A 13,953-nucleotide genomic window follows, 5' to 3' on the forward strand; every position below is an offset into this window, starting at 1 on the left:
CGCCGAATCGTTCTCCGGCCCGATCGCGCTGCGTTTGGCGCGCTGCGTCGCGCGTGCCGATCCTGCACCTGCGCGCAGGCCGCGACCGCCTCGTTCGCACCGCGCTGTCCACACATGCGCCCGCTGGCGGTCTGTTTGACGAGGTCGTCATCGACGGCCCGCGCTTCCTGCTGCCGGCGCGTGCGAAGGCGTGCCGGCAGGCGATCCGGCAGTGGGCGGACGATCGAGGCCAGTGTGGTTGATGCCGCATCCTGCGCGGCGGTCGGCGTTGCGACGGCATTGCCTTTCGTGTCGCAATGTCATACATCTATGACGAAATCGACCCACCCGGGTAACGCGATGGCCATGGCCGAAATCCGCATCAATGCCCGCCTCACGGGCGCGGACGCCAAGCATTTCCGCCAGTTGCAGGAGCGCGAAGGCCTGTCGGCGTTCGACCTGCTGCGCGACGCACTGCGCGAATACCACGCGGTACGCATGCGGCCGCGTGCGGACGCCGCGAAGCTGCTGGCCGGCTTCGTCGCCGCCGGAAACGGGCCGGTCGACCTGTCGGCGCGCTGCAAGGAGTATCTGTCCGACGTGCTGGAGGCGAAGCATCCATTGCGCGTGCAGGAACGCTGAGCGTGATCCTTGCCGACAGCGGCTTCTGGATCGCGTTCGGCAATCGGTGCGATCGCCATCATGCCGCTGCGGTCGAGGTACTCGCACGCTGGTCCAGCGAAGGCTTCGCCAGCACCTGGCCGGTATTGACCGAGGTCACGCATCTGCTCGCGCCGCGCGTCGGTACGCAGCAGGCGACCGCGTTCATCGACGCGGTCGCGCGCGGGGCGTGCGAGATCCCGTCGCCGCCGGACGATGCGCTTGTGCGCTCGCGCGACCTCATGAGCAAGTACCGCGACCTGCCGATGGATCTGGCCGACGCCTCGCTGGTGATCCTCGCCGAGGAAACCGGCGAAGGTCGCATCCGGTCCACCGACATACGCGACTTCGAGGGCTATCGCTGGAAGAATACGCAACCGTTCCGCAACCTGCTGCTGGCGGGCTGATGTCCACCGATGCAGGCGACGACATCTTTGCCAACGACACCATGACCCTGGTGCCGGTCAGCGTGGGTTGACGCCGATGCCCGCCTTCGCCTACCAAGCCCTCGACGCCAACGGCAGGACCCAGCGTGGTGTGCTGCAAGCCGATACCGCGCGCGCCGTGCGTGGCGTGCTGCGCGAGCGTGGCCTCAACGCGCTCAGCGTCGACGAGGTGCGCGAGGGGGGCGCCGCGGGCGGTGCGGGCTGGCGTTGGCGACGCGGCCTCGGCAGCGCCCAGCTGGCCCTGCTCACGCGCCAGCTCGCGACCCTGCTCGGGGCCGGCCTGCCGATCGACGAGGCGCTGGCGGCGCTGTCGGAACAGGCCGACGGCGAGCGCCAGCGCGGGGTCACGGTGGCGCTGCGCGCCCGCGTGAGCGAGGGCGCGAGCCTGGCCGGCGCGCTGCGCGAGTTTCCCGAGACCTTTCCCGACATCTATTGCGCCACGGTCGGCGCCGGCGAGCAGTCCGGCCATCTCGACGGCGTGCTCGACAAGCTCGCCGACTATGCCGAGGCGAGCGATGCGCTGCGGCAGAAGGTGCTCGCGGCGCTGGCCTACCCGCTGCTGCTCACGCTGGTCGCGATCGCGGTGGTGACGGGCCTGCTCGGCTGGGTGGTGCCGCAGATCGTCGGCGTGTTCCAGAACATGCACCAGACGCTGCCGTGGGCCACGCGCGTGCTGATCGCGCTGTCCGATTTCGTGCGCCATTGGGGCTGGCTCGTGCTCATCGTGCTCGGCCTGCTCGCGCTCGGCGCACGCATCGCGCTGCGCGGCGAGACGGCACGCGGGCGCTGGCATGCGGCGCTGCTGCGCCTGCCGCTGATCGGCCGCGTCGAGCGCGCCGCCAACACCGCGCGGGCGATGCGCACCCTGGCCTTGCTGGCGGGCAGCGCCGTGCCGCTGCTCGACGCGCTCGGCATCGCCGCCCAGGTGGTGTCGAGCCTGCCGATGCGCCAGGCGCTGCGCGATGCCGCGCTCAAGGTGCGCGAGGGTGGCGCGTTCTCGCGGGCGTTGGCCGATAGCGGCCAGTTCCCGCCGGTGGCGCTGCGCCTGATCGGCAGCGGCGAGCGCTCGGGCCAGTTGCCGCGCATGCTCGAAGCCGCCGCGCAGCAGCAGCAGCGCGACCTCGATCGCTGGCTCACCGCGCTGACCGCCGTGCTCGGGCCCGCCGTGATCCTCCTCGTCGGCGCGCTCGTGCTGTTCATCGTGTTGGCGATCCTGCTGCCGATCTTCGACCTCAACCGCATGGTGAAGTGAGCCGCGCGGCACGCGCCGCCGCACGCGGCGGCACCGGCCAGCGCCGCCGGCGGCGCGATTTCGCACCCGGGCCGCGGCTTCACCGCCTACAATCGCGCAGGTCCGGGCGCCTCGCCCAACACCGCATGCCGCGACCACGATGATCCACTTCGACAACGTGACCAAGCGTTACCAGACCGGACTGGATGCGCTGTCCGAGCTCAGCTTCGAGGTCGCGCCGGGCGAGGTGGTGTTCGTCACCGGGCATTCGGGGGCGGGCAAGAGCACGCTGCTCAAGCTCGTGAGCCTGGCCGAGCGGCCCACGCGCGGGCGCATCACGATCAACCAGCGTGACCTCGGCCGCGTGCGTCGCGGCGGCATTCCACAGCATCGGCGCGGCATCGGCATGGTGTTCCAGGACCATCGACTGCTGGTCGATCGCAGCGTGTTCGACAACGTGGCGCTGCCGCTGCTGATCGCCGGCACGGCACGCGCAGAAATCGGCAAGCGCGTGCGCGCCGCGCTCGACAAGGTCGGCCTGCTCGCGCGCGAGAAGGCCTCGCCGGTGGCACTGTCGACCGGCGAGCAGCAGCGCGTGGGCATCGCCCGCGCCCTCGTCGCCAAGCCGCCGCTGATCCTCGCCGACGAACCGACCGGCAACCTCGATCCGCAGTTGTCGCTCGAGATCATGAACCTGTTCGTCGAGTTCGGTGCGGTCGGCACCACGGTACTGATCGCCACCCACGACCTGCTGTTGCTCAAGCACATGCGCAAGCGCGTGCTGGTGCTCGATCACGGTCGCCTGGTCGACGATTACCGGCCGGAGGCCGTCGCATGAGCGCGCAGGCCCGCCCGGTGGCGCGCCCACCCGCCGAAGAGCCGCGCGAGCGCCGTCCGCGCGAACGCATGCCGCTGCGTGAACGGCTCGCGGCCTGGCGCGACCAGCATTTCTACGGCCTGTTCTCGAGCCTGGGTCGGATGGCGTTGCGGCCATGGTCGAGCCTGCTCACGGTCTGCGTGCTTGGCTTCGCGCTGGCCCTGCCGCTGCTGTTCTGGCTGAGCTACGACAATGCGCGCGCGCTCACCACCGGCATGCGCGAAGCGCGCGAGGTCACGGTGTTCCTGCAACCCGCGCTCGACGAGGCGGCCGCGGCCGCTCTGGCGGCGGAACTGCGCCAGCGCGCCGACGTCGCTGCGGTCACGATCCGCACGCCGGCGCAGGGCCTGGCCGAGTTCCGCGCGCTGTCGGGTTTCGAGGATGCGCTGGCCGCGCTCGGCGAAAACCCGCTGCCGAGCGTGCTCGTGGTCATGCCCGCGAGCACCACGCGGCCCGATGCGGCCGGTCTGCTGCAGGCGCTCGAAGCCGATGCGCGCGTGGATCTGGTGCAATACGACGCCGTGTGGCGGCGCAAGCTCTCCGGTATCCTGCGACTGGGGGCACGGCTGGTCGCCGTGGTGTCGGCCTTGCTGGCACTGGCGACGCTGCTCGTGATCGGCAACACCGTGCGCATGGACATTCAGGCGCGTTCGGCGGAAATTTCGGTAATGCAGACCATCGGCGCGAGCAACGGCTTCATCCGGCGACCGTTCCTCTACGCGGGCTTCTGGTATGGCGTTCTTGGCGGCCTCGCCGCGCTGCTGCTGGTGGCGGCGGTCGAACTGGCGCTGGCCGGGCCGATCCGTGCGCTGGCCGACAGTTACGCCCAGCCGCTGCGACTGCGCGGCATCGACCTGCGCGTGGCTGCGGTCCTGCTCGGCGCGAGCAGCCTGCTCGGCGGGCTCGGCGCCTGGCTGGTGACGACCCGGCACCTGCTGGCGGGTCGCCCGCAATGATGGCCGAAGTCTCGCTGACCCAGCACATCTCCAGCGACGAGCCGCGCGTGCTCGTCGTCGATGGTTCGCGGGTCGTGCGCCGTCTCATCGAGCGCGTGCTCAAGGCCGAGCTGCCGCACGCGGTCGTGGTCGGCTGCGATACCGGCGAGGAGGCGCTGGCGCATTTGCGTGACGGCGTGATCGACCTCGTCACCACCGCGCTGCGCTTGTCCGACATGGACGGCATGCGGCTGGCGCATGCGATCCGCGACTCCAACTCCCAGGCCTACATCCCGATCGTGGTGGTCTCGGGCGACGTGCAGGAACGGCTGCTGTCGCGCCAGCTCGATGGCGCCGTCACCGATTACTTCGACAAGGCGCAGGGTTTCGATGCGCTGGCCGCCTTCATCCGCGGCTACGTGCGCCCGGTCGAGAACGTCGACGGCAACGTGCTCTACGTCGAGGACAGCCGCGTGGTTGCGCTGGCGACGCGCCGCATGATGGAGAAATGCGGCTTCACGGTCGCCCACGTGGTCAGCGTCGAAGCCGCCCTCGAGCTGCTCGAAACGGCGCGCGGCGAAGGCCGTGCACCGGGTTACGACCTCGTCCTCACCGACGTCAGCCTCAAGGGCGAACTCTCGGGCGGCGACCTGCTCGAACGCATCCGCGGCCATTTCGGCTACACCAAGGGTGCCTTGCCGGTGCTCATCATGACCGGCGACGACAACCCGGCCAACCAGTCGGCCCTGTTGCGCGCCGGCGCCAACGACCTCGTGCACAAGCCGATCGAGGAGCGTCTGCTCGTCACCAAGCTGCAGTTCCAGTTGCGCGTGGCGCGTCGCGTGCGCGGCGCTGCGCAGGCATGAGCGGGGCGGCGCAGGTCCGACTCGAACCATCCTGGCTCGAGCGCGTCGGCGAGCAGTTGGCGACACCGCGCATGCAGGCGCTGGCGCGGTTCCTGCGCGAGGAAAAGGCGGCCGGGCGGCGCATCTATCCGGCCGGTTCGCGCATCTTCGCCGCGTTCGAGCAGACGCCGTTCAGCGCGACCAAGCTCGTGATCCTCGGCCAGGATCCCTACCACGGCCCGGGCCAGGCACATGGCCTGTGCTTTTCCGTGCTGCCGGGCATTGCGGTGCCGCATTCGCTCGACAACATCTTCCGCGAACTGGCGCGCGACCTTGGCACCACGCGCCCCGATCACGGTTGCCTGCTGCCGTGGGCGCGCCAGGGCGTGCTGCTGCTCAATGCCGTGCTCACGGTCGAGCACGGCCACGCCGGCTCGCACCAGGGCAAGGGCTGGGAGGAGTTCACCGACGCCTGTGTCGATGCGCTCAACCGCGGGCGCGAGCACCTGGTGTTCCTGCTGTGGGGCAGCTACGCCCAGGCCAAGGGCAAGCTCATCGACCGCCAGCGCCATCTGGTGCTGCGCGCACCGCATCCCTCGCCGCTGTCGGCCCATCGCGGCTTCCTCGGCTGCGGCCACTTCTCGCGCGCCAACGCCTACTTGCGTGATCACGCCATCGCCCCCATCGACTGGCAGCTGCCGCCGGCTTCGCACCTGCAGATCGACTAAGCCGGCGTTCATCGACGCCGCCGGCGTGCGCGCAAAAATGCCGCATAATCAACAAGTTGAGAATTCGGCACGCAACACAGTGTTGCCGCAGGCGGTGCTGTCGTTGTCGAACTTGGCAGTACACTAATGGTCAGAACAGGGCCCCGTGGCGAGCTCCGGCCACGGAACCTTCAGGCACCTTAGCACTCCAATGACGCGAGTGCTAAAGTGCGACAAGTCAAAGGGGATCCAAGATCATGAGCAATGCACTGGTTGCCAATTCGCTGCCCGTCCTCAATGCCATCGGCAGTCTCGATGCGTACGTGAACGCGGTGCACCAGATCCCGATGCTGAGCCAGGAGGAGGAACAGGACCTGGCGCGGCGCTATCACGACCACAACGACCTCGATGCCGCCCGCACGATGGTGCTGGCCCACCTGCGCTTCGTCGTGCACGTCGCGCGCGGCTATTCCGGCTACGGCTTGCAGGTCGGCGATCTCATCCAGGAAGGCAACATCGGCCTGATGAAGGCGGTCAAGCGCTTCGATCCCGATCATGGCGTGCGGCTGGTGTCGTTCGCGGTGCACTGGATCCGCGCCGAGATGCACGAGTTCATCCTGCGCAACTGGCGCATCGTCAAGGTCGCGACGACCAAGGCGCAGCGCAAGCTGTTCTTCAACCTGCGCAAGTCCAAGAAGCGCCTGGGCTGGATGAACGCCGAGGAAGTCGCCACCGTCGCCCAGGAACTGGGCGTGCCGGCGGCGACCGTGCTCGAAATGGAAGCGCGCCTCAATGGTCGCGACGTCGCCTTCGACGCACCGGTCGATGCCGATGACGACGACAGGCCGGCGCCGGCGGCATTCCTCATCGACCACGCGGCCGATCCCTACGCGATGGTCGAAACCGAATCGGAGGAGGAGTCGAGCCTCGACACGCTGCAGCGCGGGCTGGTCAAGCTCGACGAGCGTTCGCGTGACATCATCCAACGCCGCTGGCTCAGGGATGGCGACAAGGCGACGCTGCAGGAGCTGGCCGACGAATACGGCGTGTCGGCCGAGCGCATCCGCCAGATCGAAGCCAACGCGATGAAGAAGATGCGCGCGCTGTTCGAAGCCTGAGCCAATCCGCGCCGGGTTGCCGGCATGCTGACCACGACGGCCCGCCTCGGCGGGCCGTCGTCGTTGCGGGGGATGGTTTCAGTACAGATCGAGCGGGTCGACGTCGAGCGACCACCGCAGCGCGCGTGGCTGCGGCAGTGCGCGCAGCGCCGGCAGCCAGGCGTCGAGGAAGGCCTGCAGCGGCTTGCGCGCCGCGGATTCGACCAGCACCTGGCCGCGCTGCGCACCGGCGCGGCGCGGCATCGGCGCCGCCAGTGGTCCGTGCACGGCCACTCCAGCCGTGCTCGGCGCGGCCGCCACGGCCGCCGCGAGGAAGGTCTGCAACTGTTCGGCGGCGGGCGCCTCGGCGCGCAGCAGCGCGAGCTGCGCATACGGCGGCAGCGATGCGGCCCGGCGTTCGGCGAGCAGGTCCTGCGCGAGCGCCGCATAGCCACGTTCGATGAGGCCGCGCAGCAGCGGATGGCCGGGATCGTGGGTCTGCAGGATCACCTCGCCCGCCTGCCGCGCGCGGCCCGCGCGACCGGCCACCTGCACGATGAGCTGGGCCAATCGCTCGCCCGCGCGGAAATCGACGCTGTACAGGCCCTCGTCGACGCCGACCACGACGACGAGCGTGAGCCGCGCCAGGTCATGTCCCTTGGCCAGCATCTGGGTGCCGACCAGCAGACGCGCGCCGGGCGCATCGAGGCTGTCGAGCAGCGCCTCGCGCGTGCGCCGGCCACGCGTGCTGTCGCGGTCGATGCGCACCACCGGCACGCCGGCGAAGCGTGCCGCGAGTGCCTCCTCGAGGCGTTCGGTGCCCTCGCCCAGTGGTTGCAGGGCCAGTCCGCCACACTGCGGACAGGCCTGCGGCAGGCGCTGGCCGGCGCCGCAGTGGTGGCAGCGCAGCGCGCGCTCGCCGCGGTGCAGCGTGAGCGGGCGATCGCAGGCCGCGCAGCGCGCGCTCCAGCCGCAGTCGTGGCACAGCAGCACCGGCGCATAGCCGCGCCGGTTGCGGAACACGAGTGCCTGTTCACCACGCGCCAGGCAGGCCTCGAGCGCCGCCAGCGCCGGCGCGGCCAGGCCATGCTGCAGGCGCTGGTGGCGCAGATCGACGACCCGGATCCGCGGTGGCGGCGCGCCGCTCGCGCGCTCGTGCAGGTGCAGGGCGCGGTAGCGGCCCGCCGCGACATTGGCCAGGCTCTCGAGCGAGGGCGTGGCGCTGCCGAGCACGATCGGCACCTGCCACACGCGCGCGCGCACCACGGCCAGGTCGCGCGCGTGATAGCGCCAGCCCTCGTGTTGCTTGTAGGAGCCGTCGTGTTCCTCGTCGACGATGATCGCGCCGGGCCGTGCCAGTGGCACCAGCACGGCCGAGCGTGTGCCGAGCACGACACTGGCCTCGCCGCTCGCCGCAGCGAGCCAGGCGCGGGCGCGCTCGGCGTTGCCGAGGCCCGAATGCAGTACCGCGACCTCGACGCCGAGGCCGTCGCGGAAGCGGCGGATCGCCTGCGGCGTGAGTGCGATCTCGGGCACCAGCACGAGTGCCTGCCGCCCGCGCGCGAGCGCGGCGCGCACGATCGCCAGGTACACCTCGGTCTTGCCGCTGCCGGTGACGCCGTCGAGCAGGAACGGCGCGTAGCCGGAACTGGCCAGCACCGTATCGACCGCGGCCTGCTGCGCGGCGTTGAGCGCATGACGCTGGCTCGAAGCGGTGGCCGGTGGTGTCGCCACCGCCACCGCCTCGATCCAGCCGCGCCCGGCGGCGCTGCGCAGCGCCGCCGGGCCGGCCAGTTGGCGTGCCTGCGCGCTGGTCAGGACCTGTCCGGCGAGCGCCAGCAGCAGGGCTTCGATGCGGGTGCCACGGCGGCGCAGCGGTTCCTGCAACGCCGCCCGACCGGCGTCGGTCAGCCGCCAGCCGCCGGCGGCTCTGGCCGGCGCCGGCGCCGCCGCGTGGCGCAACGTGACCGGCAATGCCTGGGCGAGCACCTCGCCGAGCGGATGCTGGTAGTAGCGCGCGGCCCAGCGCAGCGTCGCCAGCAGCTCGGCGTCGAGCAGCGGCGCCCGGTCGAGCACCGCGTCGATCGGCCGCAACGGGCCGGAAATGGTTGTCTGGGCGCCCAGTTCGACGACGATGCCGACCAGTTGGCGGCGTCCGAACGGGACGCGCACGCGGCAGCCGACCGCCACCTCGGCCTCGGCGAGATAATCGAACAGCTTCGGCACCGGCACCGGCAGCGCCACGCGCAGGATCGTAGACATGGGGGTGAGCTAAGCGTGTTGTGCGGGCCGGCGCAAGGCCTGACGCGACGCAGGAAGGCCGCCCCGGACTTGCGCGTCCTTTCTCAGCGATCGGCTCAGCAGTGGGCTCTAAGTCGCCGCCTCGCAAACAAAAATTTTCTTATCCACATGTGCTGTGGATAACTATGTGGACGAAGCAGTCCGCGCCTGCGCCAAGCCCCGCAAAAAATGCCGCAACCTCATCTTGGTCACTTATTGACCAGTTTTGATTTGCCCTTTCGATTCAATGTCTTGCGATCGCGGTCCGGTCGCTGTTGACGATCGGTTCAGGCTTGGTGCAGGCGTTCACGGCGCGCCTGCACGATTGTGCACAACCCATTGAAACCACGTCGCGGCGGCCATGTCGGCCAAGCCGTCAACCGCTGCCGTCATTGCGCGTTGCACAGCCTGTTCCCTGCGCGAGAATGTCGGCGACGTGTACGCGACCAGTCATCAGATGAGCCAGCTTGATCCCGCCGCGGATGCCGCTGCGCCGGCACAGGCCAAACGGCTGGATGCCTTCCTGCGCGGCGTCGAGCGGCGCGCCTGGCGCATGGCCGAGCTTGCCACGCGGCAGCGCGAGGACGCGCTGGAGCTCGTGCAGGAGGCGATGCTCGGTTTTGCCAGCCGCTATGGCGCGCAACCACCGGAGCAATGGCCGCCGCTGTTCTGGCGCGTGCTCGACAGCCGCATCCACGACTGGCAGCGCCGCCATGCGGTACGCAGCCGCTGGAGCGTGTGGTTCGCTCGCGGCGGCAGCGACGAGGAGGAAGCCGGCGATCCGCTGCTCGCGATCGCCGATGGCCGCGAGCCGGGGCCGTTGGCACGCCTAGCCGATCGCGAGGCCGGCCTGGCCCTCGACGCTGCGCTGCGCGCCTTGCCGCTGCGCCAGCGCCAGGCCTTCCTGCTGCGACTGTGGGAAGGACTCGACGTGGCGCAGACCGCGACCGCGATGCGTTGCAGCCAGGGCAGCGTCAAGACTCATCTGTCGCGCGCGCTGGCGCGGCTGCGCGGGCAATTGGAGGCCTACCGATGAACGATTCCATGCGCGAACCCTGGCTCGAGCGCTCGCTCGCCCTGCTCGACGCCTCGCTCGACACGCTCGATGCGGCCACCCTGTCGCGCCTCAATCAGGCGCGCCAGCGCGCCCTCGCGCATGGTCGGCGCCGGCAGCGACGGGTCTGGTTCGGGGTCGGAGCCGTCGGCGCCAGCGCGGCCCTGCTGCTCGCGCTGGGACTCGGGCACCGCTTGCAGCGCACGGCGGCGCCACCGGCAGCCGCCAGCGGCCTGAGCGCCGCCAGCGACGGCCTGCTGACCGGCGACGACAGTGTCGACCTGTACGAGGACCTCGACTTCTACGCCTGGCTCGATGCGCGCCAGGACCGTGAGCTGGACTGAGGCACGCGCATGCACCAACCACCGTCCGCCGCCACTCGTTGGGCCCGCTGGCTGCTGCTGGCCGCGGCCGCGTTCGGCGCGCTGCCGTGGCTGCCGGCGCCGCCGGCGTGGGCCGCCGCCAGTGCCGATGCAGCCGCGCCACTGGCCTGGGACGCGCTCGATGCGCAGCAGCAGGCCGCACTGGCACCGCTGCGTGCGCAATGGGACGGGTTCGCCGGCGCGCGTCAGCAACACCTGCTGCAATTCGCGCAGCGCTGGCAGCAAGCGCCGCCGCCGCGGCGTGCCGCGATGACGCAGCGGCTCACCTGGTGGGCCACGCTCACGCCCGCGCAGCGTGAGCGGCTGGCCGCCGACTATGGACGCTTCAGGGCGATGCCGGCGGATGCCCAACAACGCCTGCGCGACACCTTCCGCCACTTCCGCGAATTGCCGCCGGCGCAGCGCGCGGCGCTGCGCGCGCAGTACCAGGCACTGACACCGTCGCAGCGCGCCGCCTTTCTCGCCGGCGCGCGTGCCGGGCAGGGCAGTGCGGCACAGGCGCTCTGGCGCCAACTCGAGCCGGCCGAGCGCGCGGCGATCCGCGCCCACCTGCACGACCTGCCCGAGGCGGCGCGCGCCGCCGAGCGCCAGCGCCTGCGCAGTCTCGACCTGAAGGCGCTGCGCGACTACGCGGCCACCTTGCCGCGCGCGGGCGAGTGAGACTCAGGTCAGGGCCAGGCTCGCCACCAGGGCGCCGCTGATGCCGAGCGCAAGCAACACCAGGTAGCAAGTGCCGACGAAGCCGTATTTGAGCAGCGTCATCAGCCAACCCTGGCGATACACGCGCTTGGCCATCAGCAACGGGTACACGAACAGCCAGCTCCACATCGCTGCCGTCAGCAGCGTGAAGGCGCCTGCCGTCGCCGGCCAACGCGGCACGAGCCAGCCGCCGAGCAGGTCCACGAGCACGAGCAGCAGCAACGACAGGAAGGCGAAGGCGTGGCTGTGCAGCGCCACCATCAGGTGTTCCATGTAGAGGCGACGCTTGAACACGTAGGCGAACTTGAGCAGCAGCGCAAACAGCGGCATCAGCACGAACATCGTCTGCGGCAGCACCGACAGCACGCCCTCGACGAGGTGCGACGGTTCGCGGCGCGCGAGCACCAGGTTGTCCTTCACGCGCTGGGCGGCGATGAACAGGCGTTCGTTGAGGATCTCGGGCAGCCAGGCCACCCGCACGCTCTCGCGCGTGGGCTGCCACGCCACGCCGTCGATCTCGATCGTGCCGCCCGCCGCCGGATCGGTTGGGGTGGGTTGGCCATTGGCAATGGCCTGCGCACGCTCGCGCAGGAAGCGCGCACGCTCGGTTGCGGCGGCCTGCGCCGCGGCAACCTGGGCGTCGAGCCGCGCCTTGGCGCGCGGCGCGCCGGCGGCGGCCGGTGCCGCCGCCTCGAGCAGGGCCAGGTAGGCCTGCCGGCGTGCGTCCAGTTCCTCGGGCGTCTGCGCGCTGCGGATGTCGCCGAGCGTGACCTCTCCGCGACCGAACTCGTCGATCATCGTGAGGTTGATGCCGAACTGGATGGCGAAGAACGCGACCACGCACAGGAAGAAGAACAGCCGGAACGGCGTCACGTAGCGCGTGCGCCGGCCGGCCAGGTACTCGTTGGTGAGGAAGCCCGGCCGCAGATACAGCGGCAACAGGCTGCGGAAGATGCGCGAGTCGACATTGAACAGCGTGTCGCCGACGTCGGACATCACGCTGGCCAGATGCCGCACCATGCCTTGCACCGGTTGGCCGCAGGCATGGCACCACGGGCCCTGCAGCACGGTGCCGCAGTCGCCACAGGTCGCGGCGGCTGCAGGTTCCGGCGCGATCGGCGGCGCCGCCGGCGTGCTCGGCGCGATGTCGTGCGCAGTCATCGACGTGCTCCCATGGCACCCCTCGCTCCAGGCTCGCATCGTACGCAATTTTCCGCCGCGGCAAGCGCGCGTGGCCCCAGCGCGCACAGCAGTCGTGCCACACTTGGCGTCCGCACCTCGTCCACCGACCGATGCTCCCAGCCGTCCTTTCCCTGTCGCCCGCGCGTCGCGGTGAAATGCGCGAGACGCTGCAGCTTGCGGTGCCGCTCGTGCTCGGCCAGTTGTCGGCAGTCGGCATGAACGTGGTCGACGCGCTGCTGGCCGGCCATCTCGACGCACACACGCTCGGCGCGGTCGCGGTCGGCACCAGCATCTGGGCCATCGTGATCGTGGTGGCGATCGGCGTCATGATGTCGCTGCCGCCGTCGGTGGCCCAGCTCAACGGCGCCGGCCTGCGCGAGCGCATCGGGCCGCTGTTCCGCCAGGCGCTGTGGCTGGCGCTCGTGCTCGGCTGCCTGCTCGGCGTGGCCGTGTACTTCGGCGGACCACTGCTCGTCTCGCGCATCGGCATCGACCCGCCGCTGGTGGCCGACGTGGTGCGCTTCCTGCACGCGATCGCGTTTGGCGCCCCGGCGCTGGCGCTGTTCTTCACCCTGCGTGGCCTGGGCGAAGGCGTCGGCGTGACGCGACCGACGTTGTACTTCAGCCTGCTCGGTCTGGTCCTGCTGGCGCCGATCGGCTACGTGCTCATGTACGGCGCCTTCGGCGTGCCGCGCCTGGGCGCGCGCGGCAGCGGCATCGCCACCGCGCTCGTTCTGTGGTTGCAGTTGGCCGCGTTCGCGCTCTACGTCATGCGCAGCCGCCACTACCGCGACCTGCATGCGTTCGCGGCGCTGGAGTGGCCGCAGCGTCGCGCGATCGGCGAGCTGCTGCACATCGGCGTGCCGATGGCGGTGACGCTGTTCGCCGAAGCGAGCCTGTTCGTCGGCGTGGCGCTGGCGATCGGCACGCTCGGCACCGACATCATTGCCGGCCACCAGATCGCGATCAACGTCGCCTCGGTCGCGTTCATGCTGCCGCTCGGGGTGGCGATGGCGACCACCGTGCGCGTGGGGCACGCGGTCGGCGCCGGTGACTCGGCGCGCGTGCGCGACGCCGGCGCGGTCGGCTTCATGCTCGTGCTGGTGACGCAGTCGCTGACCTCGGGCGCGATGCTGCTGGCGCCGCAGCTCATCGCGCGTGCCTACACGCACGATGCCGCCGTCATCGCGGTGGCGGTGCAACTGCTCATGCTGGCCGGCATATTCCAGTTTTCCGACGGCATCCAGTGCGCCGCCAACGGCGCCCTGCGCGGCCTCAAGGACACGCGCGTGCCGATGGCGATCACGTTGTTCGCCTATTGGCTGGTCGGCTTGCCGATCGGCTGGTGGCTGGCCTTTGGCCGCGGCTACGGTGCGGCCGGGCTGTGGGTCGGCCTGATCGCCGGCCTCAGCATGGCAGCCATCCTGCTGACGCGCCGCTTCTGGCGTCTGGCGCGGCGCCCGCTGGCCGGATTTGGCCATGACTCCCGCACCATGCCGGCTGCCGACGGATTGGGGTAGGCTGCCCGGCAAGCGAATTGCGCGCCGCCGCGGGCGGCACGTCCATCCACTGCGCGTG

General features: G+C 70.6%; 15 protein-coding genes. 13 read left to right on the forward strand and 2 right to left on the reverse strand.

Annotated elements, in window-relative coordinates:
* Positions 1 to 53: 53 nt before the first annotated feature.
* The 9 genes from KF903_RS10875 to rpoH all read left to right on the forward strand — a co-directional run bounded on the left by KF903_RS10875 (position 54) and on the right by rpoH (position 6,798).
* Entirely contained in the window at positions 54 to 242 is a 189-nt protein-coding gene (locus tag KF903_RS10875) for a hypothetical protein (protein WP_291214565.1), read from the forward strand.
* Between the two features lie 97 nt (positions 243 to 339).
* Positions 340 to 621, forward strand: coding sequence for a hypothetical protein (locus KF903_RS10880; protein ID WP_291214567.1), 282 nt, complete (start codon positions 340 to 342; stop codon positions 619 to 621).
* Between the two features lie 2 nt (positions 622 to 623).
* Positions 624 to 1,046, forward strand: coding sequence for a hypothetical protein (locus KF903_RS10885; protein ID WP_291214570.1), 423 nt, complete (start codon positions 624 to 626; stop codon positions 1,044 to 1,046).
* Between the two features lie 76 nt (positions 1,047 to 1,122).
* A complete protein-coding gene (gspF, locus tag KF903_RS10890; RefSeq protein ID WP_291214573.1) occupies positions 1,123 to 2,337 on the forward strand; it encodes a type II secretion system inner membrane protein GspF in 1,215 nt (404 codons plus the stop codon).
* 139 nt (positions 2,338 to 2,476) lie between these two features.
* The gene (gene ftsE / locus KF903_RS10895; protein ID WP_291214576.1) at positions 2,477 to 3,154 is read left to right on the forward strand and encodes a cell division ATP-binding protein FtsE; all 678 of its coding nucleotides are present in this window, start codon (positions 2,477 to 2,479) and stop codon (positions 3,152 to 3,154) included.
* On the forward strand, positions 3,151 to 4,149 hold the full coding sequence (gene ftsX / locus KF903_RS10900) for a permease-like cell division protein FtsX (RefSeq protein ID WP_291214579.1): 999 nt from the start codon (positions 3,151 to 3,153) through the stop codon (positions 4,147 to 4,149). Before ftsE ends, ftsX begins: the two co-directional genes overlap by 4 nt.
* Positions 4,149 to 4,994 (forward strand): response regulator, encoded by an 846-nt coding sequence (locus KF903_RS10905; protein WP_291214683.1) that lies wholly within the window; start codon positions 4,149 to 4,151, stop codon positions 4,992 to 4,994. The genes ftsX and KF903_RS10905 overlap by 1 nt, the downstream gene beginning before the upstream one ends.
* Entirely contained in the window at positions 4,991 to 5,701 is a 711-nt protein-coding gene (gene ung / locus KF903_RS10910; RefSeq protein WP_291214582.1) for a uracil-DNA glycosylase, read from the forward strand. The genes KF903_RS10905 and ung overlap by 4 nt, the downstream gene beginning before the upstream one ends.
* 236 nt (positions 5,702 to 5,937) lie before the next feature.
* Positions 5,938 to 6,798, forward strand: coding sequence for an RNA polymerase sigma factor RpoH (gene rpoH / locus KF903_RS10915; protein WP_291214584.1), 861 nt, complete (start codon positions 5,938 to 5,940; stop codon positions 6,796 to 6,798).
* Positions 6,799 to 6,876: 78 nt separating this feature from the next.
* Here rpoH and KF903_RS10920 read toward each other — a convergent pair whose 3' ends face one another.
* Positions 6,877 to 9,039, reverse strand: coding sequence for a primosomal protein N' (locus KF903_RS10920; RefSeq protein ID WP_291214587.1), 2,163 nt, complete (start codon positions 9,037 to 9,039; stop codon positions 6,877 to 6,879).
* 475 nt (positions 9,040 to 9,514) lie between these two features.
* Between KF903_RS10920 and KF903_RS10925 the strand changes: the two genes are divergently transcribed.
* The 3 genes from KF903_RS10925 to KF903_RS10935 are packed head-to-tail and all read left to right on the forward strand — an operon-like array spanning position 9,515 to position 11,154.
* Positions 9,515 to 10,093 (forward strand): RNA polymerase sigma factor, encoded by a 579-nt coding sequence (locus KF903_RS10925; RefSeq protein ID WP_291214590.1) that lies wholly within the window; start codon positions 9,515 to 9,517, stop codon positions 10,091 to 10,093.
* Positions 10,090 to 10,455, forward strand: coding sequence for a DUF3619 family protein (locus tag KF903_RS10930; protein ID WP_291214593.1), 366 nt, complete (start codon positions 10,090 to 10,092; stop codon positions 10,453 to 10,455). The genes KF903_RS10925 and KF903_RS10930 overlap by 4 nt, the downstream gene beginning before the upstream one ends.
* Positions 10,456 to 10,464: 9 nt before the next feature.
* Positions 10,465 to 11,154, forward strand: coding sequence for a DUF3106 domain-containing protein (locus tag KF903_RS10935; protein ID WP_291214596.1), 690 nt, complete (start codon positions 10,465 to 10,467; stop codon positions 11,152 to 11,154).
* Positions 11,155 to 11,157: 3 nt separating this feature from the next.
* On the opposite strand, the gene KF903_RS10940 is transcribed toward KF903_RS10935, so the two are convergent.
* Complete coding sequence (locus KF903_RS10940; RefSeq protein ID WP_291214598.1) at positions 11,158 to 12,354, reverse strand: DUF3667 domain-containing protein; 1,197 nt, start codon at positions 12,352 to 12,354, stop codon at positions 11,158 to 11,160.
* Between the two features lie 176 nt (positions 12,355 to 12,530).
* Here KF903_RS10940 and KF903_RS10945 point away from each other — a divergent pair, with 176 nt between their 5' ends.
* Complete coding sequence (locus KF903_RS10945) at positions 12,531 to 13,895, forward strand: MATE family efflux transporter (RefSeq protein WP_291214600.1); 1,365 nt, start codon at positions 12,531 to 12,533, stop codon at positions 13,893 to 13,895.
* Positions 13,896 to 13,953 lie beyond the last annotated feature (58 nt).

It is taken from the genome of Dokdonella sp. (assembly GCF_019634845.1).
Classification (GTDB): Bacteria; Pseudomonadota; Gammaproteobacteria; order Xanthomonadales; family Rhodanobacteraceae; genus Dokdonella_A.